Consider the following 21,460-nt stretch of genomic DNA (forward strand, 5'->3'; position numbering starts at 1 on the left):
GTCAGACCTGGACGATCGGCTCCTTCGTGAACAGCGCGCCCAGCGCGGGGGCGTTCACCCTGCGGTCCGTCAGGCGCAGGGCCTCCCAGACGGTGACCTGGTTCGCGGTGAGGACGGGCTTGCCGAGTTCCTTCTCCAGGGCCGGGATGTGGGTCGCCGTGTGGAGGGCGGTGTCCGGGAGGAGGACCGCCTCGGCGTCCGGGGAGTCGGCCGCCCGGGCCAGTGCGAAGACCTCCTCCTCGCCCCAGGTGCCGACCTCCGCCGCCGTGATGATCCCGGCGCCGTGGACCTGGACGACCTCCACTGCGCCCGCCCGCAGGAACCGCACGAACAGGTCCGCCACGTCGTCCGGGTAGGTCGCCGCGACCGCCACCCGCCCGGCCCCGATCTCCCGCGCCGCGTGCACGAAGGCGAAGGAGGTGGAGGAGGCGGCCATGCCTGCCGTACGGGCGAGGGCACGCACCTGCTCCTGCGCGCCCTCCCAGCCGTGCACGAAACTGCCGCTGGTGCAGGCCCAGACGACGGACTCGGCACCCGACATGCGCAGTTCCTCGACGCCCGCGGCGAGCCGTTCCGCCGAGCCCATCTCCAGCAGCGCGTCCACGCGGTGGGCGTCGGTGCCGATGTCGGTGTGGACCACGTCCAGGCGGATGTCGCTGCCCAGCAGCTGTTCGATGCGCGGATAGTCGTCCTCCGCGGAATGGCCCGGGTAGAGGAATCCGAGTGCGGTCATGTCCAGCCTTCCTGCTGCTGTTCTTCGTCCGGCAGTACGGGGCGTACGGGACCGCTCCTCGCCGCCGGGTCGATCAGCGCCTGGTACGGTCCCACGGCTCGGGTACCCAATCGGCGCAGCGCCGCCCACATCGTCACCTGGTTGGCCGAGATCACCGGGATGCGCAGTTCCGCCTCCAGTTGCGGGATGACGTCGTAGGTCGGCAGGTTGGTGCAGCTGATGAACAGCGCCTGGGCGTCGTGCCGTACGGCCTGGTGCGCCATCTCGGAGACCTGGCGGTACGGCACCTTCCAGATGTGCCGGGTCAGGCCCATGTAGGCGCACCCGGTGACCGTCACGCCCGCCTCGGCGACGTACTCCTCCAGGGACCGGGTCACCGACTCCGTGTACGGCGTCACCAGCGCCACGCGCGCCACGCCGAGCTCGGCGAGCGCGTCCAGCAGGGCGCCCGAGGTGGTCAGGGACGGGACCGCGCCCGCCCTGGTCATGGCGGCGCACATGGCCCGCTCCCCGGCGGTCCCGCCGACGAAGCTGCCCGAGGTGCAGGCGTAGGCGACGACCTCGGGGGCGATCGCGTGGAGGGTGCGCACCGCCTCGTGCAGGGTCTCGTGCTCGCTGACCAGGCGGGCCAGGTCGAGGCTGACCTCGACGGGGACGTACGGCGTGCGGGTCAGATGGAGCGAGATCTCGTCGGGGACCCAGCGCCACAGCTCGCGGTCGAGCGCGAAGTCGAAGGGGGCGACGACACCGACACCGCGCTGAGGGCGCGGACCACCCGGAAAGGAAACGTCCATGGCAGAGACCGGCCTCACGGTGAGAGACGGTGGGACAGCGGAACGTGCTCAACGCCTGTGTTGACGAAGGTAGGTTCGGGTGCGAGCGTGGTCAATCCGCCCATGTCACGCACACATCACATCGGTGTCACCGCCGGTGTTCCCGCCCACGTCAGACACCCGGCAGCCCCGCGACAATCCGCAGAAAACGGTGCCTCGATGTCCGTCCCCATCCTTCTGGTCCTTGACGCGGACCCCCCGCCGCGCCTCGGGAGCCTCACCGGCCGGGCCCGGATCCTGCACACCGACGAGGCCGGGCTCGCCGAGCGGCTGCCGGTCGCCGACGTGCTGCTGGTCTGGGACTTCACCTCGACCGCGGTGCGCGAGGCGTGGCCGGGCGAGGGCTCGCGACCGCTCTGGGTGCACACCGCGAGCGCGGGCGTGGACCATCTGATGTGCCCCGAACTCGTCGCCTCCGACACGAGGGTGACCAACGCCCGCGGTGTCTTCGACCAGCCGATCGCCGAGTACGTGGCCGCGCTGGTCCTGACGATGGCGAAGGACCTGCCCCGGACCCTGGAGCTGCAACGCGAGGGCGTGTGGCGGCACCGGGAGTCCCAGCGGGTGGCCGGCACGCGCGCGTGCGTGGTCGGTTCCGGGCCCATCGGGCGGGCGATCGTGAGCACCCTCAAGGCGCTCGGTATGGTCACCGCCCTGGTCGGCCGCCGCTCCCGCACCGGGATTCACGGCCCCGACGACCTCGACCGTCTGATGGCCCGCGCGGACTGGGTGATCGCGGCCGCCCCGCTCACCGCGGAGACGCACGGCATGTTCGACGCCCGCAGGTTCGGGATGATGCAGCCCTCCGCCCGCTTCATCAACATCGGCCGGGGCCAGCTGGTCGTCGAGGACGCGCTGGTGGAGGCGTTGTCCAAGCGGTGGATCGCCGGTGCCGCCCTCGACGTCTTCGACACCGAACCCCTGCCGCCCGACAGCCCGTTGTGGCGGGTCCCGGGACTGATCGTGTCCCCGCACATGAGCGGCGACACGATCGGCTGGCGTGATGAACTCGGCGCCCAGTTCGTGGAGTTGTACGACCGCTGGGAGGCGGGCCGCGCGCTGTCGAACGTGGTCGACAAGCAACGCGGGTACGTACCAGGGCACTGAACGTCGACGGAGGGGCACAGATGCAGGACCTCACCGAACTGACCGCCGTACAACTCGTCGAGGGTTACCGCAAGGGCGAGTTCAGCCCCGTCGACGCGACCCGGGCGGCCCTGGAACGGGCCGAGCGGATCCAGCCGGAGGTGAACGCCTTCGTGCGCGTGACCGGGGAGGAGGCCCTGACGCGGGCCCACGCGTCGGCCGACCGGTGGCGGCGCGGGGAGCCGTCCGGCGCGGTCGACGGCGTGCCGGTCACGGTGAAGGACATCCTGCTGATGCGCGGGGTCCCGACGCTCAAGGGCTCCAGAACGATCTCGGAGCAGGGGAGTTGGGAGGAGGACGCCCCTTCGGTGGCCCGGCTGCGGGAGAGCGGCGCGGTCTTCCTCGGCAGGACCACGACCCCGGAGTTCGGCTGGAAGGGCGTCACGGACTCGCCGTTGTCGGGTGTGACCCGCAATCCCCACGACCCGACGCGTACCGCGGGCGGCTCCAGCGGGGGCGCCGCGGCGGCCGTGGCGCTCGGCGCGGGGCCGCTCGCGCTGGGCACGGACGGCGGGGGCAGTGTCCGTATCCCGGCCGCGTTCTGCGGGATCTTCGCTCTGAAGCCGACGTACGGCCGGGTGCCGCTCTACCCGGCGAGCGCCTTCGGGACCCTCGCCCACGTGGGCCCGATGGCCCGCGACGCGGCCGACGCGGCGCTGCTGCTCGACGTGATCGGGGTGCCGGACTCCCGCGACTGGTCGGCGCTGGGCCCGGCGGCCGGCCCGTACACGGCGGCGCTGCCGGGCGGGGTACGGGGCCTGCGGGTCGCGTACTCCCCGTCCCTCGGCGGCCAGGTCGCCGTGCAGCCCGGGGTGGCTGCCGCGGTCCGCCGTGCCGTGGAACGCCTCGCCGAACTCGGCGCGTACGTCACCGAGGCCGACCCCGACTTCGCCGATCCGGTGGACGCCTTCCACACCCTGTGGTTCAGCGGGGCGGCCCGCGTGACCCAGCATCTCGGTCCGCACCAGCGGGAGTTGCTGGACCCGGGGCTCCGGGAGATCTGCGGTCTGGGGGCGCGCATGAGTGCGCTGGACTACCTCGCCGCGGTGGACGTCCGGATGGAACTCGGCCGCCGGATGGGGCGTTTCCACGACTCCTACGACCTGCTGGTCACCCCGACCCTCCCGATCACCGCGTTCGAGGCGGGCACCGAGGTGCCGAAGGGCTCGGGGCACCACCGCTGGACGGGCTGGACGCCGTTCACGTACCCCTTCAACATGACGCAGCAGCCGGCGGCGAGCGTGCCCGTAGGCACCGACGGCGACGGGCTGCCGGTGGGACTCCAGATCGTGGCCGCCCGGCACCGGGACGACCTGGTGCTACGGGCGGCTCACGCGCTGTACGAGGCCGACGCGGCGGGCATCCGGCCGCCTGCCCGGGTCGGCGTGGAGTGAGCGCTACGCCCGGCTGAAGCGGAGGCTCTCGCCGAGGGCGCCCGCCCGCCAGAGGTCGTTGCAGCCGTCGGCCAGGGCGTCCAGTCCGTCCACGACCTGCCCCCACACGATCCCCGGCACCCAGCCCACGTCGCCGTTCAGGAGCAGGTTGTTGCGCTCGTAGAACAGGGCCAGGTCGACCAGGGTGGTGCCGGCGCGGACCTCGCGGTCGTAGCCGTAGGACTTGGTGCCGAGTTCGGCGCCCGCGAAGGAGAAATAGCAGAGATCTCCGGGAATTGGAGTAACTGTCGGATTTTCCAGTGGTGGTTCCGTTTCCGCGAAAGGTGGGAAAAGGGCGTAGATCTCATTGCGCGCGTATTTCGCGTGATAGACGTCACCGGCGAGCGGGAGCGCGTCCCACACTGCGCCGCAGGTGATCGGTGCCCGGTCGTCGAGAAGCTTTGCCGTGGCGGTGATCCCCCGCTTGACCAGCGAGACTTCGATGTAACGGTCAGCCATGCATTCCATGGTGCCCCGCCGGTCAAGAGGGCATCGGCGCGGAACGGGGCTCAAATCGGCCTGCATAAGTCGCATCCGGTCGGGTAGCCGCGCCGCCATGGCTCCACCACTGGAACATGGCGAACACATATCCGGGACCACCCGCCGATCGCTGCTCGCGGGGGTGGCGGCGCTCGGTGCCCTGGGCGCGGCCGGCTGCTCACGCGTGGCCACCGCCTCCGCCACAGGCGGCGGTGAACTGCTCGACCGGCTGCGCGCGGCAGGTGTCGTACGGCTGGGAATCGCGGGTGAGATCCCCTTCGGGTACATCGACAAGAACGGCGATCTGACCGGGGAGGCACCCGAACTCGCGAGGGTCGTGTTCAAGCGGCTCGGGGTGGACCGGGTGCAGCCCGTGCCGACCGAGTTCGGGTCGCTCATCCCGGGGCTCACGTCGCAGCAGTTCGATGTCGTGGCCGCGGGGATGTACGTGACCCCCGAGCGCTGCGAGCAGGTCATCTTCGCCGACCCCGACTACCAGATCCAGGACTCCTTCGTCGTACGGAAGGGGAATCCGCTGGGTCTGCACAACTACCAGGACGTCGTCAAGAAGAAGGCGCGGTTCAGCACGGCGACGGGGAACGCGCAGATCGACTACGCCATCGCCGCGGGGTACAAACGGAGCGACATCCTGCTCGTCCCGGACCAGGTGGCGGGGCTGAACGCCGTGGAGGCCGGCCGCGTCGACGTGTTCGCCGGGACCGCCGTCACCACCCGTGCGGTGGTACAGAAGTCCAGCAAGGCGGAGGCGACCAAGCCGTTCTCCGCGATCGTGGACGGCAAGCCGCACATCGACGGCGGCGCCTTCGCGTTCCGGCCGACCGAGACGAATCTGCGGGACGCCTTCAACGTCGAGCTGCACAAGCTGAAGAAGAGCGGCGAGGTGCTGAGGATCCTCAGGCCCTTCGGGTTCACGCAGGCCGAGATGACGGACCTGACCGCGAAGGAGCTCTGCGGCGGATGACTACCGGACTCTGGGAACTGGTCCTCAAGGGCATCTGGACGACCGTCCAGCTACTGGTCTTCAGCTCACTCCTCGCCGCCGCCGTGTCCTTCGTGGTCGGCGTCGCGCGCACCCACCGGCTGTGGATCGTCCGCTTCCTCGCGGGCTTCTACACCGAGGTGTTCCGCGGGACCTCGGCGCTGGTGATGATCTTCTGGGTGTTCTTCGTGCTGCCCCCGGCCTTCGGCTGGCAGCTGGTCCCGATGTGGGCGGGCACGCTCGCACTCGGGCTGACCTACGGGGCGTACGGCTCCGAGATCGTGCGCGGGGCGCTCAAGGCGGTCGACCCGGCGCAGCAGGAGGGCGGGATCGCGCTGAGCTTCACGCCCTGGCAGCGGATGCGGCTGATCCTGCTGCCGCAGGCGGTGCCGGAGATGATCCCGCCGTTCTCCAACCTGCTGATCGAACTGCTCAAGGGCACCGCGCTGGTGTCCGTGATGGGCATGGGCGATCTGGCGTTCAGCGGCAACCTGGTGCGGCTCGCCCTCCAGGAGAGCGCCGGGATCTACACGTATCTGCTGCTCATCTACTTCGTGATCGCGTTCCTGCTGACCCGGTTGATGCGCGGTCTGGAGAAGAAGCTCAAGGCGGGGGTCGGCAAGGAACCCACGCGTGAGGTCAAGGTGCCCCAGCCTGTCGGAGGTGGTGTCGGATGACATGGGACTGGAGTGCCGTAGGCGACTTCATGCCGCAGTTCTGGGACGGACTGCTGGTCACCCTGCAGGCCCTGGCGCTGGGCTCGCTGATCTCGTTCGCGCTCGGGCTGGTGTGGGCGCTGCTGATGCGCGCGCCGTCGCGGTTCGTGCGCTGGCCGGTGGGGGTGGTCACGGAGTTCGTGCGCAACACCCCGCTGCTGGTCCAGCTGTTCTTCCTCTTCTATGTGCTGCCCGAGTGGGGTGTGACGCTCTCGGCGCTGGCCACCGGTGTCATCGGGATCGGGCTGCACTACTCGACGTACACCATGCAGGTCTACCGGGCCGGTATCGAGGCGGTGCCCGCCGGCCAGTGGGAGGCGGCGACGGCGCTGAACCTGCCGCGGGTGCGGACCTGGCAGGTGGTGATCCTGCCGCAGGCGATCCGCCGGGTCGTGCCGGCCCTCGGCAACTACGTGATCTCGATGCTCAAGGACACACCGCTGCTGATGGTGATCACGGTCCTGGAGATGCTCGGCCAGGCGCGGCTGTACTCGCAGCAGCACTTCCAGTTCACCGAGCCCCTGACCGTCATCGGCGTGGCCTTCATCGTCATCTCCTATCTGGCCTCCCTTCTTCTGCGATCCCTGGAGCGACGTCTTGTCCGCTGACACCCCTCTCATGAAGGAATCCGACGCCAACACCAACCCGCCGGTGGACGGCAGCGAGCTCATCCGCTTCGAGAACGTGACCAAGCGCTTCGGGTCGAACACGGTCCTGGACCGGCTGAACTTCTCCGTGGACTCCGGCAAGCACGTGACGCTGATCGGTCCCTCGGGGTCCGGCAAGACCACGATCCTGCGGATGCTGATGACGCTGACCGAGCCCGACGAGGGCACGGTCTCCGTCGACGGCGAGAAGCTGTTCCCGGCGCCCGAGAAGCAGCTGCGCGAGGTGCGGAAGAAGATCGGGATGGTCTTCCAGCAGTTCAACCTGTTCCCGAACATGTCGGTGCTCAGGAACATCACCGAGGCCCCCGTCACCGTGCTCGGCCTGCCCAAGGACGAGGCGGAGGCACGCGCGCGTGAGCTGCTCGACCTGGTGGGGCTCGCCGACAAGGCCGGCGCCCGGCCGACCCAGCTGTCCGGTGGGCAGCAGCAGCGGGTGGCGATCGCGCGGGCGCTGGCCATGCGGCCGCGGGTGCTGCTGCTCGACGAGGTGACCTCGGCGCTCGACCCGGAGCTGGTCGCGGGCGTGCTCGACGTACTGCGGGACATCGCCCGCACCACCGACATCACGATGCTCTGTGTGACCCACGAGATGAACTTCGCCCGGGACATCTCCGACCAGGTCCTGATGTTCGACTCCGGTCGCATCATCGAGTCGGGAACCCCGGAAAAGATCTTCAGCGACCCCGAGCAGGACCGCACCCGGGAATTTCTCAGCGCGGTTCTCTGACCACAAGAAGTGAACGAAGTTCAATCTTCGAGGTCCCCGGCTCGGGTGGTGCCTGTGGCATATGCCAGCGTGTCAGCGCCCCTGCTGGGAGGCCCGGGCCGGGGCCTGAATCTCGTCAACACCCGCTCACTACCGGCCTTTTGACGGCTATCGTGGGAGGGATCGCTTTTCGGATACTGCCCAGTAGTAGTGCACCGAGCGAGCCGCAGGGGGAAACACCGTGGCGCTGAAGCACGAGCCGACCGCGCCGTACCACTCGGCCCAGGACGCACTGCGCGTCCTGGAGACGGTGGCACGGCACTCCACCGGAGTCACCGACGTCGAACTCGCCCGCACCACCGGTCTGGACCCCGAGCGGCTGACCGCGCTCCTGAGGATGCTGCGCCGCGAGGGATACGTCGAGCAGGTCGCCGACGGCGCGTACGTGACGGGCGAGGCCCTGACCAGGCTCAGCTCCACCCACGAACGCGACCAGGCCCTGCGCGCCCAGCTCCAGCGCACCCTGGACGAGCTGCGCGACTCGATCGGCGCGGCGATCTACATCAGCCGGTACGTCGACGGCGAGGTCACCATCTCCCAGTACGCCGACGGTCCCGCGACCCCCGCGGTCAACGAGTGGGTGGACTTCCGCTCCTCCGCGCACGCCACGGCCCTCGGCAAGAGCCTGCTCAGCCAGCTCGACCACAACGGCCGCCGCGACCACCTCTCGCGCCACCGCATGACCCGCCTCACCTCGCGGACCATCACCAACGACAGGCTGCTGCTCTCCCGCCTGGAGGCCCAGCCGCCGACGGTCCCCCACCTCGACCTCCAGGAGTACGCGGTGGGCACGGTGTGCGCGGCCGTCCCGATCACGGCGGGCTCGTCGGTGGGCTGCCTGGCCCTGTCCCTCCCGATCGCCCAGGCCCATCGGCTCCGCCAGGCGACGGACCGGTTGAACAGGGCCGCGGCACCGGTCCTGCTGTCCCTGGCGATCTGAGGCCCCCGCAGGTGGTCGGAAGCACCCCCGCGGACCGGGTATTATTTTCCCTGTCGCCAGCCGCCGAAGGCGGAGGGCGAGAGTCATGCGCCGCTAGCTCAGTTGGTTAGAGCAGCTGACTCTTAATCAGCGGGTCCGGGGTTCGAGTCCCTGGCGGCGCACCGGTGAAGGGCCTCTCGTGGGAGCGAGGGGCCCTTCGGCGTACCCCGGCCCACCGCGGGGCGGCTGGGGGTCTGGGGGTTATCCCCCAGAAGACACAGCATCAGCGGGTCCGGGGTTCGAGTCCCTGGCGGCGCACCGGTGAAGGGCCTCTCGTGGGAGCGAGGGGCCCTTCGGCGTACCCCGGCCCACCACAGGCAGGGTCTTCGGCGTCCCGCAGGCGGCGGTACGTCCGCTCGCCGGGTGGTCGCCACCAGACCGGGTCGGCGCACCGCACCCCTTCCTTCCGCAGCCGGGCCCGGTGGATCTTGTTCGTCGCGGTGACCGGCATCCGCTCGACCACCCGTACGAACCGGGGTGCCATCTTCGTCCCGAGATCGGGCTGGGCGGCCAGGAAGTCCGCGAAGGCCACCGGCTCGAAGGTCCCGGCGATCGTCGCCATCACCTGGTCCCCGGTCACCGGATCGGGCACCGCGTACACGGCGACGGCCGCCGCCCCCTCGTACCGCGCGAGGATGTTCTCGATCATCGCGGCGGCCAGGTTCTCGCTGTCGACGCGGAGCCGGTCGTCGGTGCGTCCGGCGAAGTAGAGGTAGTCGTCGGCGTCCCGGTAGAAGAGGTCGCCGGTCCAGTACCAGCCGTCCCGGAGCCGCTCGGCCTGCGCCTGCGCGTTCCGCCAGTACCCCTCGAAGGGGTTCGGCCCCTTGTTCACCAGTTCCCCGATCGCCTCGTCCCCGTTCAGCAGCCGCCCGGCCGCGTCGAGAACGGCGGGCGGGCACTCCGCTCGTGTCTCCTGATGCAGTACGGCGAGCCCCGGCCCGGCCCGGCCGACCGCCCCCTCTGGAGTGCCGGGCGCCCACTGGATCGCCGCCCCGCCCTCGGAGGACCCGTACCCCTCGACCAGCCGCACCCCGAACCGCCGCTCGAACGCGGCCGCGTCCACCGCACCGGCCTCGGTGCCGAAGCCGAGCCGCAGGGGGTTGTCCCGGTCGTCCTCCCGCGGCGCGGTGGCCAGGACGTACTGGATCGCCCGGCCGACATAGGTGAAGTACGTCGCCCCGTACTCCCGTACGTCCGCCAGGAACCCCGACGCCGAGAACCGGCGCCTGAGCGCGACCCCCGCCCCGCTCGCCAGCGCGGGCGCCCAGTCGGCGATCACCGCGTTGCCGTGGAACATCGGCATGCAGACATAGTGCACGCCGTCCGGGCCGAGCCGGAACTGGTCGGCCAGCGAGCGCCCGGCGGCGGCCAGGCGGCCCTGGGAGCAGAGCGCCGCCTTGGGGGCGCCGGTCGAGCCGGAGGTGAAGTAGAGGAGGAGGCGGTCGTCGGGGGCGGCGCGGGAGGCGTCCGGTTCGGCGCCGGCGTAGGGCGCGAGCAGGGTGTCGTACTCCTCGGTGCCGGTCACCAGCAGGCGGACACCGGGCAGGTCGAGGCCCCGCAGCAAAGGCAGTTGGGACGGCTCGGTGATCAGCAGGCGGCACTCGGTGTGCAGGATGTCGCGGGCGAGCTCGGGTCCCCGGCGGGTGGGGTTGATACCGGCGACGGCGGCACGGGAGAGCGCGGCCGCACTCAACCACAGAGGATATTCAGGGGTGTTGTCGAGGAGGACACCGATATGGGCGCCCGGCGGCAGCAGATCGGTGAGCAGGGCCGCCCGTGCGGCGGCGCCCGCGGCCACCTCGTGGTGGGTGTGCGCCCGCCCCTCGAACCACAGCCCGGGACGGTGGTCGCCCCACCGCCCGGCGACGAGCTCCGCGACCGTGCGCATCCTGGAGTCCATGGATCCGCACGGTAGTTGACGGACCGTCAGATGTGGAGCCCTAGGACAGCGCGGTGACGGCGATCATGAAGACCCCGCAGACCAGTACGACCACACCGGCGCCGGCGACCACCGCGCAGGCGGCACACCCGTGCCCGCCACGGCCGGGGCGGGCCGTCGCCACGACGTCCGGGCCGTCGGCGTAGTGGACGGTGACGATGTCGCCCTCGAGCGTCGTCCCCGGACCGCCCTCCTCCTCGAACCGGACGACCCGGCCGTCACGGGCCCTGAACTCGTACACATGGCGCAGGCTGGTGTACACCCGGGTGTCACCGCCCCCGCGCGCCGTCGCGTACACCCGCAGGCACCGCGCCTCGGCGGTCAGCCCGCTCTGCCAGGCACTGCGCGCCCGGTTCCAGCGCCGCACCACGAGGTACGCGCCGAACAGGGCCACGGCCATGATCTGGACGGGAATGAGGTAGAAGAAGACGTCCATGACAGATCCCCCGAGGTCAGGCACCGATCGCATGATCGTGTGGGGGAACCTACCCCGGGGGAAGCCTGGACTGCCTCAAGCGATGCTCAGAACGTGACGTCCGAGCAGGCGTAGAACGCGTTCGTGGTGTCGGCGACCGTCCACACCGCGACGATGACGTGCCGTCCGCTGAGCCCGGACGGCAGGGTGCCGCTGTGCGAGAGGGTCGAGGGGGGTCGTTGGCCGTTGTAGGGGACGGTCAGGAACGGGGTGAGGTTGAGGTCGGAGCGGGCGAGGTTGTGGTTCTGGTTCCAGCCCGCCCTGGTGACGTAGTACTTGAAGTCGGTCGTGGCGTGCATGGCGGTGAACTGCCAGCGGAACGTGTAGCTCTGACCGCCCGTCACCTTGGTCGCCGGCCAGGCCGTGCCCGCCGGTGTCCTCGGTGCGCTGAGCTGGCTGAAGCGGCTCGCGCCGCCGTTGCATATCTGGCCGTCGGCGGGTCCGGCGGCCGGGAAGCCCTTGAGGCCCTCGACGCTCTGCGGCTCCCACTGGATGTCGCCGCAGTTCGTCACGGTGCCGTTCTGGCAGAGCTTCTGCCTGCTGATGGGGAGGTCGGTGTAGCCGTGGCCGCTCGCACCGCCGGACGAGAGCACCAGCGCGCCCGTCGTCGTGAGCCCGAGCGCGGCGGCGTACCACTTGGTCTTTTTGCGCATGCTGCCGCTCCTGGAGAACGTGGGGGATGTTCCGTGAGGCGTGCAGGTCTAGACCAAGTCCCAGAATATTGCCGTTACTTGAGCATGTCCAGACCAATCACTGGCCCGTCTCTCCCCGTCCCGAACAGAAGGCCACCGTCAGGTCCTTGACCAGCGCCCTGCGTTCGTAGTCGTCCATCTCCACCAGGCCCCGCATGGTCAGCCGGGTCACCGTGTCCTCCACCGAGTCCACGACCGACGTCAGCACGGTGGCCCGGTGCTGGGCGTCCAGGGCGGCGATACGGCGGCGGTGCATCGCGGCGGCGACCTCGGGGGCGTACTCGATGCGCAGCGGCTGGACCGAGAACACCTCGACGCCGACGGGCGCCGTCTCCGCGGCCACCAGCCGGGTCAGCGCCTCCCCGGCCGCGTCGGCCGAACCCCGGCCGGACCCCGGCGCCTCCACCGGGACCCTGGCCAGCGCGGCCTCGACGCACTCGCGCAGATACGTCTCGTGGTCGTCGACGCCCAGCGTGGCCCGCGCGGTGTCCCGCACCCGCCACACCACGAGCACGACGACCCTCAGCGCGACCCCGCTCGCGTCGGCGGCGTGCATCGGCTCGCCGCGCCAGTGCCGCAGCCGTACGTCGACCCGGCGGCGCAGCAGCAGCGGGTTGACCCACATCAGACCGGTGCGCCGGACGGTCCCGCGGTAGCGGCCGAACAGCCCGAGCACCCAGGCGCGCCCGGTCCGGCCCCGGGCCAGTCCGCCGAACCCGAACAGGCCGAGGGCACCGGCCCCGGCGTACGCCGCCCACTGCGCCGGACCGAGGCCCGCTCCCGCGTACCACGGCAGCCGCAGCGCCTGCAGGGCGAGCGGCGGCAGCACGCCCGCCCACCACGAGGTGACCGCGCACCCGGCCAGCCCGCAGGCGCCCGCGAGGACGCCCACCGAGCCCGGCAGCACCCGTGCGGGGTGCTCGGCCAGTTCGGGGTCGACCTCGGGGGCGGACCGCGGGGTGACCTGAGCGGGCCCGCGCAGCCGGGGCTGCTCCCCCGTGCCCTGCCGGCGCGCCACCACCGCGGGCCTCAGCGGCACCGACACCGGGTCGGGGTCGTCGCGGAACAGCAGATGGACCGGGATCTCGGTGGTCGCCTCGTTCTGGATGAGCCGGGCGGGACGTGCGTGCCCCTCGGACTCCGGTGTGGGTGAAGTGGTCGTGCTCATGCGTGTCTCCAGCCTCCGCGCCAGATGTCACAACAGGTGATTACGAGAAGAGCCGCCGCCAGGTCTCCGGTCCCGGGTAGCCGTCCGCCGCGCCGCCGCGCCAGCCCTGGGCGCGCTGGAAGGCCTCGACGCCCCGCCGGTCCGGCTCGCCCCAGCGTGGCCCCGGGGGGCTCGTGTAGTACTTGCCGAACCCCTTCTTGACCAGCTGTCTGCCGAGCCGGGTGACGTACTCGTTGGTCGCGCCGGGCCGGAACATCGCGCGGCCCGGGTAACCGGGGACGCCGTGCGAGGAGGGGGCCGGCGGTCCCGCCGCCCCCGCGACGACGTCCTTGCCGCCGCCGGTGATCAGCAGCGTCCAGGTCTGCGCCCCGGGCAGCCCGTCCGCGTCGTCGCCCCGCCAGCCCTGCGCCTGCTGGAACGCCTGGGTGGCCCTGCGGTCCGCGTCCGTCCAGCGGGGGCCGGGACCGGAGGTGTAGTAGCGCCCGGCGCCGCGCTTCACGAGCATGCGGCCGAGCTGGGTGACGTACTTGTTGTTGGCCCCGGGACCGAAGTAGGCGGCCCCCGGGTAGGGCGTCACCTCCGGCGCCTCGGGCTTGGCGGTGTCGGGTTCGGGGGTGCCTGTTTCGCCGCCCGCCGTACCGGCCGCGAGCCCCTTGTACCGGTAGGCGACGTACCGGGCCGAGTTGCTCCAGTAGGCGTACGGGGTGGCCTGCTTGCGGGCGTTCGGGCGGGTCTCCTCGTAGGCGAGGTAGTAGGTGTGCGTGTAGTCCGTCCAGCCGCCGAACAGGACGACGTGGGAGCCGTTCTCGGGGTTGTCCGGGTTGTGGAAGAGCAGGATGTCGCCGGGCTGGAGGTCGTCCTTGGCGATCCGCACCCCGTACTGGCCGAGGCTGCCCGTCCACTCGTTGCCCGGCAGGTTCCAGGCCATGGACACGAAGCCCGAGCAGTCCTGCCGGTAGCCGTCGCCCCAGTACGCGGACATGCTGTACGGCACCTTCGCGGCGACCCACAGCTTGGCGCGCCTGATGATGTCGGCACGGGTGGTGACCGGCGTCCTGATGACCGCCGGCCGTCCGCCGGGACTGTGCAGCGGGGCCTTGTGGCCCTGCGGGGTGGTGGGTTCGTCACCTGCGGGAACGCCCGGACGGGAGGGGACGTGGGGGGCGGCGAAGGCCGGGGCCGCGTGCATCGCACCGAGGGCGGTGGAGGCCGCGGCGGCGAGGATGAGGGCCCGGGCGGCGGCGGGGTGGCCACCGGTCGACCGCGGGAGGACACGCCGCCAGTGGACGCATCCGGGGCAGTCGCAGTCGTCCGCGGGATCGATGTCCTCGAATACCGGAGTCTCCATGCGACGCCCCTCACACTCCAGGTCAAAATGTCCGCAACTGTGCACATTGCCCAGTTTCTCAACTGTCGCCCCGACGCGCATGCTGACGGTCCGAATGATGTACGGCGTCCCGGAGCACCCTTCGGCGTCCGGTACAGTTGCGCAGGTCAGCAGGCGCCGCTAGCTCAGTTGGTTAGAGCAGCTGACTCTTAATCAGCGGGTCCGGGGTTCGAGTCCCTGGCGGCGCACTGACGAAGGGCCTCTCGTGAGAACGAGGGGCCCTTCGACGTATCCCCGGCACACCGCGAGACCGGCTGGGGGCCCGGGGGTCGCCCCCCGGAAAGACACAGCATCAGCGGGTCCGGGGTTCGAGTCCCTGGCGGCGCACTGTCGAAGGGCCTCTCGTGAGAACGAGGGGCCCTTCGACGTATCCCCGGCACACCGCGAGACCGGCTGGGGGTCTGGGGGTTACCCCCAGAAGACACAGCATCAGCGGGTCCGGGGTTCGAGTCCCTGGCGGCGCACAGACAACGACAGGCCTCCGTGAAAGCGGGGGGCCTGCCATGTTTCCTGGAGCTGCTTCGACGCCCGGGGACGGCCGAGGGCCCGGGGGTCGGGTCCCTGGTGGCGCGCGGGCATGTGAGGTTTCTCGCTCGGGCCGGGGGGCCTTGTTGTATGACAGGCGCCACATTGAACGCGTATGACCGGTAAACACCGCGTTTCGCATCTTGCGATCATGATGAGCACCGTAGAACCCTGGATTTCAAGATGCTGCGTATACGCGGCAGTTGGGGGGCAAGGAGCCGGTTGCCGGTCTTGCGGGGAAAGGGGGCCCCGTTGCCGAGGACGCCGAGGGGGGCGTCTGCAACCGGAAGGTCGCGGTTACCTGTCTATTGCTGTGAAGATTGTGGTGACTGCGGCCCACCACTGATACGCCTGTGAAGGTCGAGGGGGACCAGAGCAGTCGTAAGGAACCGACGACACGCGGTTGATCCGTGTGTGGGGGGATGACTCATGACGTCGACGCCGACGGGCGCCCGGCAGAACTTCGACCCGTCCGAAACGACGCAGCTCAGGCTGCCATCACATCGGACCGGCGCACTGGGCCGGATAAAGAAGACGCTTCCGAAGTACGACTACGAGCACTACAGCAGACTGGCAGGACCCCTCACACAGCCCGACCCGGACAAGCCCTACAAGGTCCAGTACCGCTCGCTGATCTCGCAGGAGCCGCACCGCATCCGGGTCGCCCTGATGCTGGCCGCCGCTCCGCTGCTCTCGCTGGTCCTGCTGGCCTGGCTGCTGCAGCCCGAGCACTGGACCGAGCGCGACTACCCGGCCTTCTCCTGGCTGCCGGCCCTGGACATCGTCATGCTCGTCTCGATCGGCCTGATCGAGTTCTTCCGCTGCATGAACGTGCTGTCCAACGCGCACGCCACCCTGGTCGCCCGCGACCCGGTACCCGTCGTGCCCGAGACCGGCACCAGAGTGGCGTTCCTCACCTCCTTCGTGCCCGGCAAGGAGCCGCTGGAGATGGTGACGAGAACGCTGGAAGCCGCGGTGAAGATCCGCCACCGCGGCCTCCTGCATGTCTGGCTCCTCGACGAGGGCGACGACCCGGCGGTCAAGGAGGTCTGCGCCCGGCTCGGCGTGCACCACTTCTCCCGCAAGGGCGTGGAGAAGTGGAACCAGCCCAAGGGCCCGCACCGCGCCAAGACCAAGCACGGCAACTACAACGCCTGGCTGGACGCGCACGGCGACCACTACGACTACTTCGCCTCCGTGGACACCGACCACGTGCCGCTGCCCAACTACCTGGAGCGGATGCTCGGCTTCTTCCGCGACCCGGACATCGGCTTCGTGATCGGCCCGCAGGTGTACGGCAACTACGACAACTTCGTCACCAAGGCCGCCGAGTCCCAGCAGTTCCTCTTCCACGCGCTGATCCAGCGCGCCGGGAACAGGTACGGCTCCCCGATGTTCGTGGGCACGTCAAACGCCGTACGGATCAGGGCGCTGAAGCAGATCGGCGGCCTGTACGACTCGATCACCGAGGACATGGCGACCGGTTTCGAGATGCACCGCCACAAGAACCCGGCCACCGGCCGCAAGTGGCGCTCGGTCTACACCCCGGACGTGCTCGCGGTCGGTGAGGGGCCCAGCGCCTGGACGGACTTCTTCACCCAGCAGATGCGCTGGTCGCGCGGGACGTACGAGACGATCCTCAAGCAGTACTGGAAGGGCTGGTACTCGCTGCCGCCGAGCAAGCTCTTCAACTACACGATGATGATCATCTTCTACCCGATGTCCGCCCTCAACTGGATCCTCGCGGCCCTGAGTTGCGCGCTGTTCCTGGGCCTGGGCGCCTCGGGTGTGAACATCGACCCGACTGTGTGGCTGATGCTCTACGGCAACGCCTCCGCGCTCCAGATCGGCCTGTACATCTGGAACCGCCGGCACAACGTCTCCCCGCACGAGCCCGAGGGTTCCGGCGGTGTCGCGGGCATGGTGATGTCGGCACTGTCCGCCCCGCTGTACGCGAAGGCGCTGGTCGACGCGCTGCTGCGGCGCAAGAGCACGTTCGTGGTGACGCCCAAGGGCGACTCGGCCAGTCCCGACCGCTGGTTCGCGACCTTCCGGTACCACTGGTACTTCATCGCGATCTTCGGTGGCTCGATCGGCACCGGTGTCGCCCTCGGGCACTCGCACCCCGCCATGATCACCTGGGCGATCTTCGCCATGCTGATCACCGCGACGCCGATCCTCACCTGGCGGCACATGCTGCGGCAGGCGAAGAAGAAGCAGGCGGGCGGATCTCCGGCGGCCGTGGTCCCGGCTCAGGTGCCGGCGCAGCCGCAGTACCAGCCGCAGCCGCTGCCGACGCAGCACGCCCCGGCCCACAAGCCGACCTGGGCCGACTCGAACGCGCGCAACGAGGGCAACGACCAGACGATGCAGATCGCCCTCGGTGGACTTGGGGGACGTAAGGAATGAACGACCGTGCAGGCCGCCGCCGCGCCCGTCGGCTCGCGATCGGTACGGCGGTGGTGCTCGCGCTGGCCGGGATGAACGGGCCGTGGGTGTACCGCTTCGGGACCGGGAAATACCACCAGTACCAGATCAACAAACCGGAGTACAAAGCCGACAACGGCAAGTGGGACATCGTCCAGTTCCCCGAGAAGTACCGGCAGAACACCATCCACGCGGCGCTGCTGCGCACCGGGAAGGTGCTGCTGGTGGCGGGTTCGGGCAACAACCAGGACAACTTCGACGCGAAGAGGTTCGACACCCGGATCTGGGACCCGGTCAAGGGCACCATCAAGAAGGTGGACACGCCCAAGGACCTGTTCTGCACGGGGCACACACAGCTGGCGAACGGCAATCTGCTGATCGCCGGTGGCACCAAGCGGTACGAGAAGCTCAAGGGTGACGTCACCAAGGCCGGCGGCCTGATGATCGTCCACAACGAGAACCCGGACGAGCCGATCACCCTGCCGGCGGGCACCAAGTTCACCGGCAAGGAGGGCGGCAAGACCTTCGTGTCCAAGGACCCGGTCGTCGTGGAGCGGGCCACGAAGGTCTTCGACAAGGCGACCGGGAAGTTCCTGCGCAACGACCCCGGGCTCGGGCGCATCTACGTCGAGGCGCAGAAGAGCGGCCGCAAGTACGAGACCGGTACCCAGGACAACTACCGGATCCAGGGGCTCACCGGGACCGACGCCCGTAACACCTACGGCATCGCGCAGAAGCTCGCCCTCGACAAGAAGGACTTCCAGGGGATCCGGGACGCCTTCGAGTTCGACCCGGTCGCCGAGAAGTACATCAAGGTCGACCCGATGAAGGAGGCCCGCTGGTATCCGACGCTCACCACCCTGAGCGACGGGAAGATCCTCAGCGTCTCAGGGCTCGACGACATCGGGCAGCTGGTGCCGGGCAAGAACGAGGTCTTCGACCCGAAGACCAGGACGTGGACGTACCTTCCGACGACCCGCCAGTTCCCGACCTACCCCGCCCTGTTCCTCATGCAGAACGGCAAGGTCTTCTACTCGGGGTCGAACGCGGGGTACGGGCCGGACAACGTGGGCCGTGTGCCGGGCATCTGGGACGTGGAGAGCAACAAGTTCACGAAGATCCCCGGGCTCAGCGACGCCGACAGGATGGAGACCTCCGGGACCGTGCTGCTGCCGCCGGCGCAGGACGAGAAGTTCATGGTGATCGGGGGCGGCGGGGTCGGTGAGTCGGCGCGGTCCAGCAACAGGACGCGGATCGTGGACATGAAGGCGGCCGACCCGAAGTTCGTGGACGGGCCGACGCTGGAGAAGGGCACGCGGTATCCGCAGACGTCGATCCTTCCCGACGACAGCGTGCTGGTGTCCGGGGGGTCGGAGGACTACCGGGGTCGCGGTGACTCCAACATCCTCCAGGCCCGGCTGTACCACCCGGACACGAACTCCTTCGAGTCGGTGGCCGATCCCCTGGTGGGGCGGAACTACCACTCCGGGTCGCTGCTGCTGCCGGACGGGCGGGTGATGTTCTTCGGGTCGGACTCGTTGTACGGGGACAAGGCGAACACGAAGCCGGGTGTCTTCGAACAGCGGATCGAGATCTACACGCCGCCTTACCTGTACCGGGATTCCAGGCCGTCGCTGTCCGGGGGGCCGCAGACGATCGCCCGGGGTGCGTCGGGGACGTTCACGTCTCCGCAGGCCTCGGTGATCAAGAAGGTGCGGCTGATCCGGCCCAGCGCGTCGACCCACGTGACCGACGTCGATCAGCGGTCCATCGAGCTGAAGTTCACGGTCTCCGGGGACAAGGTCAAGGTGACGGTGCCGGAGAACAAGAACCTGGTGCAGTCGGGGTGGTACATGCTGTTCGTGGATGACGATCAGGGGACGCCGAGCAAGGCTCAGTGGGTTCGGGTGCCGTAATGCCAAAGACGCTCCCGCACCCTGGATTTCGGGTGCGGGAGCGTTTTGGGCTGGTCGCGCGCACGCGGCGGAGCCGCAGATCGATACAGCCCCGCGCCCCTAGGAGGTTGAGGCCTCTGCCAGCTTCATGGCGTAGGTCGGCCACCATTGGCCCGCCTTCGGGCCGCCCTTGCACTCGCCGTCCGACTCCCCCGGGCGCTTGACCCAGAGGTACGCGTCCACCAACGGGTCCGCCGTCTTGATGGTCGGCGTCTCCCCCAGCGCCCGGCCCGGCGGGTTGCACCAGCGTTCGTTCTCGTCGCCGGACTTGTAGGGGCCGTTGCCGTTGCGGCTGGTGTCGATGACGAAGTGCTTGTTGCCCACCTTGGAGGAGAGCTCCTTGCCGTAGGCGATGGAGTCCTCGGTGGAGTAGAAGTTGGAGACGTTCACCGAGAAGCCGTCGGCCTTGGCGATGCCCGCCCACTTGAGGGGCTCGAAGATCTGGTCGGGGTGGCCCCAGCCCGCGTTGCCCGCGTCCAGGTAGACCCTGGTGTTCTTCAGGGACTTGAGCTTTGCGACGGCGCCGCTGAGGACGTCGTAGCGCTCCTCGTGGAACTCGTCCTCGGTGCAGCCGTCGACCAGGTGCAGTACGGCGTCCGGTTCGAGGATCACCGTCGTCGCGCGGTCGCCGATGCCCGCGGCCACCCCGTCGATCCAGGTCCGGTAGGCGTTGCCGTCGGCGGCGCCGCCCTGGGAGTACTGGCCGCAGTCCCGGTGCGGGATGTTGTAGAGGACCAGGAGAGCCGTACGTCCGGCCTTGTCGGCGGCCTCGGTGAAGCCGCGCGCCTCCTGCTCCGGGTTCTCCGGACCGATCCACTCGCCGGTCGGCTGCTGGGCGATCTTGCGGATCTGCTCGGCCTTGTCGTCCTGGCCGCTCTTCACGTACGCGGCGACCTGCTTGGCCGCGTTGCCCGCGGGGTTGACCCAGAACGGGTCGGCCTCCTTGGGCTGCTGGGTGATCACGGCACCCGGTTTACCGCCTTCGCCCGTCTTGTCGCCGTCGTCCGGCGAGGAACACGCGGCGAGCAGCAGTGCCGCCCCCAGCACCGCCGCGGAAGCCCTCGCACGGGTCCTCCCCCTGGCCCCCCTGCTGACGTACATCCATTTCCCCCCTGGGTGCACCATGCCAAGTCCCAATCGTGACACACCCGTCGCGCCGCCCACGAGATCGCCGGAGCCTTGTCCAGGAGCTGTTACAGCGTCGAGGGCCGGGGTAGATGCGCGTCTGTACGAGGGCGCTCGTCCATGAAGGGGAGTGCGTCTGGGATGCAGGACACCACGAGGGAGATCCGGCTGGCCTCAGCGCTGGTGGAGGCGGCGGACACCCTCGACGAGGGTTTCGAGGCGCCGCAGTACTTACAGCGGGTGTCCGACCACTGTGTGGAGTTGCTGGACGCCTGGGCGGCCGGGGTGATGCTGATCGACGCGGGCCGGCCGGTGTCGCTGGCCGCCAGCAGCCGCAACGAGGACGTGGTGCTGGAGCTGCTGGCGGCGCAGCACGGCGGCGGTCCCTGTGTGGACAGTTACGGCTCGGGAAGGCCCGTGCCGCCCGTCTCCGTCCGGGTCGCCCACGCGAGCGCCCGCTGGCCCGACTTCACCGAACGGGCGCTGCGGCACGACATCGTGACGACCTACGCCGTTCCGATGCGCCGCCAGGAGAACCTGTTCGGCGCTCTCAACGTGTTCGTGCCGACGCTGCCCGACGACACCCCGGCCGATGCCGCGCCGGAGCTCCACATCGCCCAGGCGCTCGCCGACGCCGCCGCTCTCGGCCTGGAGAACCACCGTACCTGCGAGCAGTACCGCACCTTGTCCGGGCAGTTGCAGGAGGCGCTGTCCAGCAGGGTCCGCATCGAGCAGGCCAAGGGCAGGCTCGCCGAGCGCTGGGGAGTCCGCACCGACCAGGCGTTCTTGGCGCTCAGGCAGTACGCGCGACGGCACCGGCTGCCGCTGGACCGGGTGGCCGGCGCGGTCGTCGAGGGCGTCGAGGGCGTCGCGGACCACGTCGAAATGCGCCGGGAGCTCGACGGAAACGCCGACGGACCCGCGTAGAACCCTGGGCGACCAGGACGTATGACGGAGAGCCAAAGCCCCGGACCTGGCGCCAACCGCCTCTAGGCCCGGGCGCTCATCCGTTC

Annotated in this window: 19 protein-coding genes and 2 tRNA genes; 12 read left to right on the top strand and 9 right to left on the bottom strand. The window is 69.8% G+C overall.

The annotated features are described in order from the left end of the window. Position 1 precedes the first annotated feature (1 nt). Both ACZ48Z_RS33120 and ACZ48Z_RS33125 read right to left on the bottom strand, forming a co-directional pair. Complete coding sequence (locus tag ACZ48Z_RS33120; protein ID WP_468739589.1) at positions 2-733, bottom strand: maleate cis-trans isomerase family protein; 732 nt, start codon at positions 731-733, stop codon at positions 2-4. After that, entirely contained in the window at positions 730-1,527 is a 798-nt protein-coding gene (locus ACZ48Z_RS33125) for a maleate cis-trans isomerase family protein (RefSeq protein ID WP_468739590.1), read from the bottom strand. The genes ACZ48Z_RS33120 and ACZ48Z_RS33125 overlap by 4 nt, the downstream gene beginning before the upstream one ends. Positions 1,528-1,725: 198 nt before the next feature. Between ACZ48Z_RS33125 and ACZ48Z_RS33130 the strand changes: the two genes are divergently transcribed. Together ACZ48Z_RS33130 and ACZ48Z_RS33135 are read left to right on the top strand one after the other, a co-directional pair. Beyond that, positions 1,726-2,673 (top strand): D-2-hydroxyacid dehydrogenase, encoded by a 948-nt coding sequence (locus tag ACZ48Z_RS33130; protein ID WP_468739591.1) that lies wholly within the window; start codon positions 1,726-1,728, stop codon positions 2,671-2,673. Positions 2,674-2,693: 20 nt separating this feature from the next. Next, the gene (locus ACZ48Z_RS33135) at positions 2,694-4,106 is read left to right on the top strand and encodes an amidase (protein ID WP_468739592.1); all 1,413 of its coding nucleotides are present in this window, start codon (positions 2,694-2,696) and stop codon (positions 4,104-4,106) included. Between the two features lie 3 nt (positions 4,107-4,109). Here the strand turns inward: ACZ48Z_RS33135 and ACZ48Z_RS33140 are convergent, their stop codons facing one another. After that, positions 4,110-4,604 carry a DUF3830 family protein gene (locus tag ACZ48Z_RS33140; protein WP_468739593.1) on the bottom strand — a complete coding sequence of 165 codons (495 nt, stop codon included), beginning with the start codon at positions 4,602-4,604 and terminating at the stop codon, positions 4,110-4,112. A gap of 97 nt (positions 4,605-4,701) precedes the next feature. Between ACZ48Z_RS33140 and ehuB the strand changes: the two genes are divergently transcribed. From ehuB to ACZ48Z_RS33170, 6 genes are all read left to right on the top strand, one after another. Then, positions 4,702-5,607 (top strand): ectoine/hydroxyectoine ABC transporter substrate-binding protein EhuB, encoded by a 906-nt coding sequence (gene ehuB, locus ACZ48Z_RS33145; protein WP_468739594.1) that lies wholly within the window; start codon positions 4,702-4,704, stop codon positions 5,605-5,607. Next, positions 5,604-6,302: an ectoine/hydroxyectoine ABC transporter permease subunit EhuC gene (ehuC, locus tag ACZ48Z_RS33150; RefSeq protein ID WP_328747724.1), complete on the top strand. Its 699-nt coding sequence runs from the start codon at positions 5,604-5,606 to the stop codon at positions 6,300-6,302. Before ehuB ends, ehuC begins: the two co-directional genes overlap by 4 nt. Beyond that, positions 6,299-6,949, top strand: a complete 651-nt coding sequence (gene ehuD / locus ACZ48Z_RS33155; RefSeq protein ID WP_468739595.1) for an ectoine/hydroxyectoine ABC transporter permease subunit EhuD — start codon at positions 6,299-6,301, stop codon at positions 6,947-6,949. The genes ehuC and ehuD overlap by 4 nt, the downstream gene beginning before the upstream one ends. 10 nt (positions 6,950-6,959) lie before the next feature. Next, positions 6,960-7,736: an ectoine/hydroxyectoine ABC transporter ATP-binding protein EhuA gene (gene ehuA / locus ACZ48Z_RS33160; protein ID WP_468739596.1), complete on the top strand. Its 777-nt coding sequence runs from the start codon at positions 6,960-6,962 to the stop codon at positions 7,734-7,736. A gap of 220 nt (positions 7,737-7,956) precedes the next feature. Continuing rightward, the gene (locus tag ACZ48Z_RS33165) at positions 7,957-8,715 is read left to right on the top strand and encodes an IclR family transcriptional regulator (protein WP_468739597.1); all 759 of its coding nucleotides are present in this window, start codon (positions 7,957-7,959) and stop codon (positions 8,713-8,715) included. 87 nt (positions 8,716-8,802) lie between these two features. Next, positions 8,803-8,876, top strand: a tRNA-Lys gene (locus ACZ48Z_RS33170). A gap of 101 nt (positions 8,877-8,977) precedes the next feature. Here the strand turns inward: ACZ48Z_RS33170 and ACZ48Z_RS33175 are convergent. From ACZ48Z_RS33175 to ACZ48Z_RS33195, 5 genes are all read right to left on the bottom strand, one after another. Beyond that, positions 8,978-10,654, bottom strand: coding sequence for an AMP-binding protein (locus ACZ48Z_RS33175; RefSeq protein WP_468739598.1), 1,677 nt, complete (start codon positions 10,652-10,654; stop codon positions 8,978-8,980). Positions 10,655-10,694: 40 nt separating this feature from the next. Beyond that, complete coding sequence (locus ACZ48Z_RS33180; RefSeq protein WP_468739599.1) at positions 10,695-11,129, bottom strand: hypothetical protein; 435 nt, start codon at positions 11,127-11,129, stop codon at positions 10,695-10,697. 86 nt (positions 11,130-11,215) lie between these two features. Then, the gene (locus ACZ48Z_RS33185; RefSeq protein WP_468739600.1) at positions 11,216-11,821 is read right to left on the bottom strand and encodes a lytic polysaccharide monooxygenase auxiliary activity family 9 protein; all 606 of its coding nucleotides are present in this window, start codon (positions 11,819-11,821) and stop codon (positions 11,216-11,218) included. Between the two features lie 97 nt (positions 11,822-11,918). Beyond that, the gene (locus tag ACZ48Z_RS33190) at positions 11,919-13,028 is read right to left on the bottom strand and encodes an SPFH domain-containing protein (RefSeq protein WP_468739601.1); all 1,110 of its coding nucleotides are present in this window, start codon (positions 13,026-13,028) and stop codon (positions 11,919-11,921) included. 40 nt (positions 13,029-13,068) lie between these two features. Further along, positions 13,069-14,376, bottom strand: coding sequence for a peptidoglycan-binding protein (locus ACZ48Z_RS33195; RefSeq protein WP_468739602.1), 1,308 nt, complete (start codon positions 14,374-14,376; stop codon positions 13,069-13,071). A gap of 153 nt (positions 14,377-14,529) precedes the next feature. Between ACZ48Z_RS33195 and ACZ48Z_RS33200 the strand changes: the two genes are divergently transcribed. The 3 genes from ACZ48Z_RS33200 to glxA all read left to right on the top strand — a co-directional run bounded on the left by ACZ48Z_RS33200 (position 14,530) and on the right by glxA (position 19,283). Next, positions 14,530-14,603 (top strand) — tRNA-Lys (locus ACZ48Z_RS33200). A 766-nt stretch (positions 14,604-15,369) separates the two neighbouring features. Further along, a complete protein-coding gene (locus ACZ48Z_RS33205) occupies positions 15,370-17,349 on the top strand; it encodes a glycosyltransferase family 2 protein (RefSeq protein WP_468739603.1) in 1,980 nt (659 codons plus the stop codon). Next, positions 17,346-19,283 carry a radical copper oxidase GlxA gene (glxA, locus tag ACZ48Z_RS33210; RefSeq protein ID WP_468739604.1) on the top strand — a complete coding sequence of 646 codons (1,938 nt, stop codon included), beginning with the start codon at positions 17,346-17,348 and terminating at the stop codon, positions 19,281-19,283. Before ACZ48Z_RS33205 ends, glxA begins: the two co-directional genes overlap by 4 nt. Positions 19,284-19,382: 99 nt before the next feature. On the opposite strand, the gene ACZ48Z_RS33215 is transcribed toward glxA, so the two are convergent. Continuing rightward, positions 19,383-20,423, bottom strand: coding sequence for a glycoside hydrolase family 6 protein (locus ACZ48Z_RS33215; protein WP_468739605.1), 1,041 nt, complete (start codon positions 20,421-20,423; stop codon positions 19,383-19,385). A 165-nt stretch (positions 20,424-20,588) separates the two neighbouring features. Between ACZ48Z_RS33215 and ACZ48Z_RS33220 the strand changes: the two genes are divergently transcribed. Further along, positions 20,589-21,374: a GAF and ANTAR domain-containing protein gene (locus ACZ48Z_RS33220; RefSeq protein ID WP_468739606.1), complete on the top strand. Its 786-nt coding sequence runs from the start codon at positions 20,589-20,591 to the stop codon at positions 21,372-21,374. Positions 21,375-21,460: the final 86 nt, after the last annotated feature.

The organism is Streptomyces sp. NPDC031225, from assembly GCF_055570355.1.

Coding starts and splice junctions, on each gene's coding strand:
- ACZ48Z_RS33180 (WP_468739599.1), bottom strand. CDS start 11,129: ATGGACGTCTTCTTCTACCTCATTCCCGTCCAGATCATGGCCGTGGCC.
- ACZ48Z_RS33175 (WP_468739598.1), bottom strand. CDS start 10,654: ATGGACTCCAGGATGCGCACGGTCGCGGAGCTCGTCGCCGGGCGGTGG.
- ACZ48Z_RS33190 (WP_468739601.1), bottom strand. CDS start 13,028: ATGAGCACGACCACTTCACCCACACCGGAGTCCGAGGGGCACGCACGT.
- ehuB (WP_468739594.1), top strand. CDS start 4,702: ATGGCTCCACCACTGGAACATGGCGAACACATATCCGGGACCACCCGC.
- ACZ48Z_RS33130 (WP_468739591.1), top strand. CDS start 1,726: ATGTCCGTCCCCATCCTTCTGGTCCTTGACGCGGACCCCCCGCCGCGC.
- ehuC (WP_328747724.1), top strand. CDS start 5,604: ATGACTACCGGACTCTGGGAACTGGTCCTCAAGGGCATCTGGACGACC.
- ehuA (WP_468739596.1), top strand. CDS start 6,960: ATGAAGGAATCCGACGCCAACACCAACCCGCCGGTGGACGGCAGCGAG.
- glxA (WP_468739604.1), top strand. CDS start 17,346: ATGAACGACCGTGCAGGCCGCCGCCGCGCCCGTCGGCTCGCGATCGGT.
- ACZ48Z_RS33120 (WP_468739589.1), bottom strand. CDS start 733: ATGACCGCACTCGGATTCCTCTACCCGGGCCATTCCGCGGAGGACGAC.
- ACZ48Z_RS33135 (WP_468739592.1), top strand. CDS start 2,694: ATGCAGGACCTCACCGAACTGACCGCCGTACAACTCGTCGAGGGTTAC.
- ACZ48Z_RS33125 (WP_468739590.1), bottom strand. CDS start 1,527: ATGGACGTTTCCTTTCCGGGTGGTCCGCGCCCTCAGCGCGGTGTCGGT.
- ACZ48Z_RS33215 (WP_468739605.1), bottom strand. CDS start 20,423: ATGTACGTCAGCAGGGGGGCCAGGGGGAGGACCCGTGCGAGGGCTTCC.
- ehuD (WP_468739595.1), top strand. CDS start 6,299: ATGACATGGGACTGGAGTGCCGTAGGCGACTTCATGCCGCAGTTCTGG.
- ACZ48Z_RS33185 (WP_468739600.1), bottom strand. CDS start 11,821: ATGCGCAAAAAGACCAAGTGGTACGCCGCCGCGCTCGGGCTCACGACG.
- ACZ48Z_RS33140 (WP_468739593.1), bottom strand. CDS start 4,604: ATGGCTGACCGTTACATCGAAGTCTCGCTGGTCAAGCGGGGGATCACC.
- ACZ48Z_RS33205 (WP_468739603.1), top strand. CDS start 15,370: ATGACGTCGACGCCGACGGGCGCCCGGCAGAACTTCGACCCGTCCGAA.
- ACZ48Z_RS33220 (WP_468739606.1), top strand. CDS start 20,589: ATGCAGGACACCACGAGGGAGATCCGGCTGGCCTCAGCGCTGGTGGAG.
- ACZ48Z_RS33195 (WP_468739602.1), bottom strand. CDS start 14,376: ATGGAGACTCCGGTATTCGAGGACATCGATCCCGCGGACGACTGCGAC.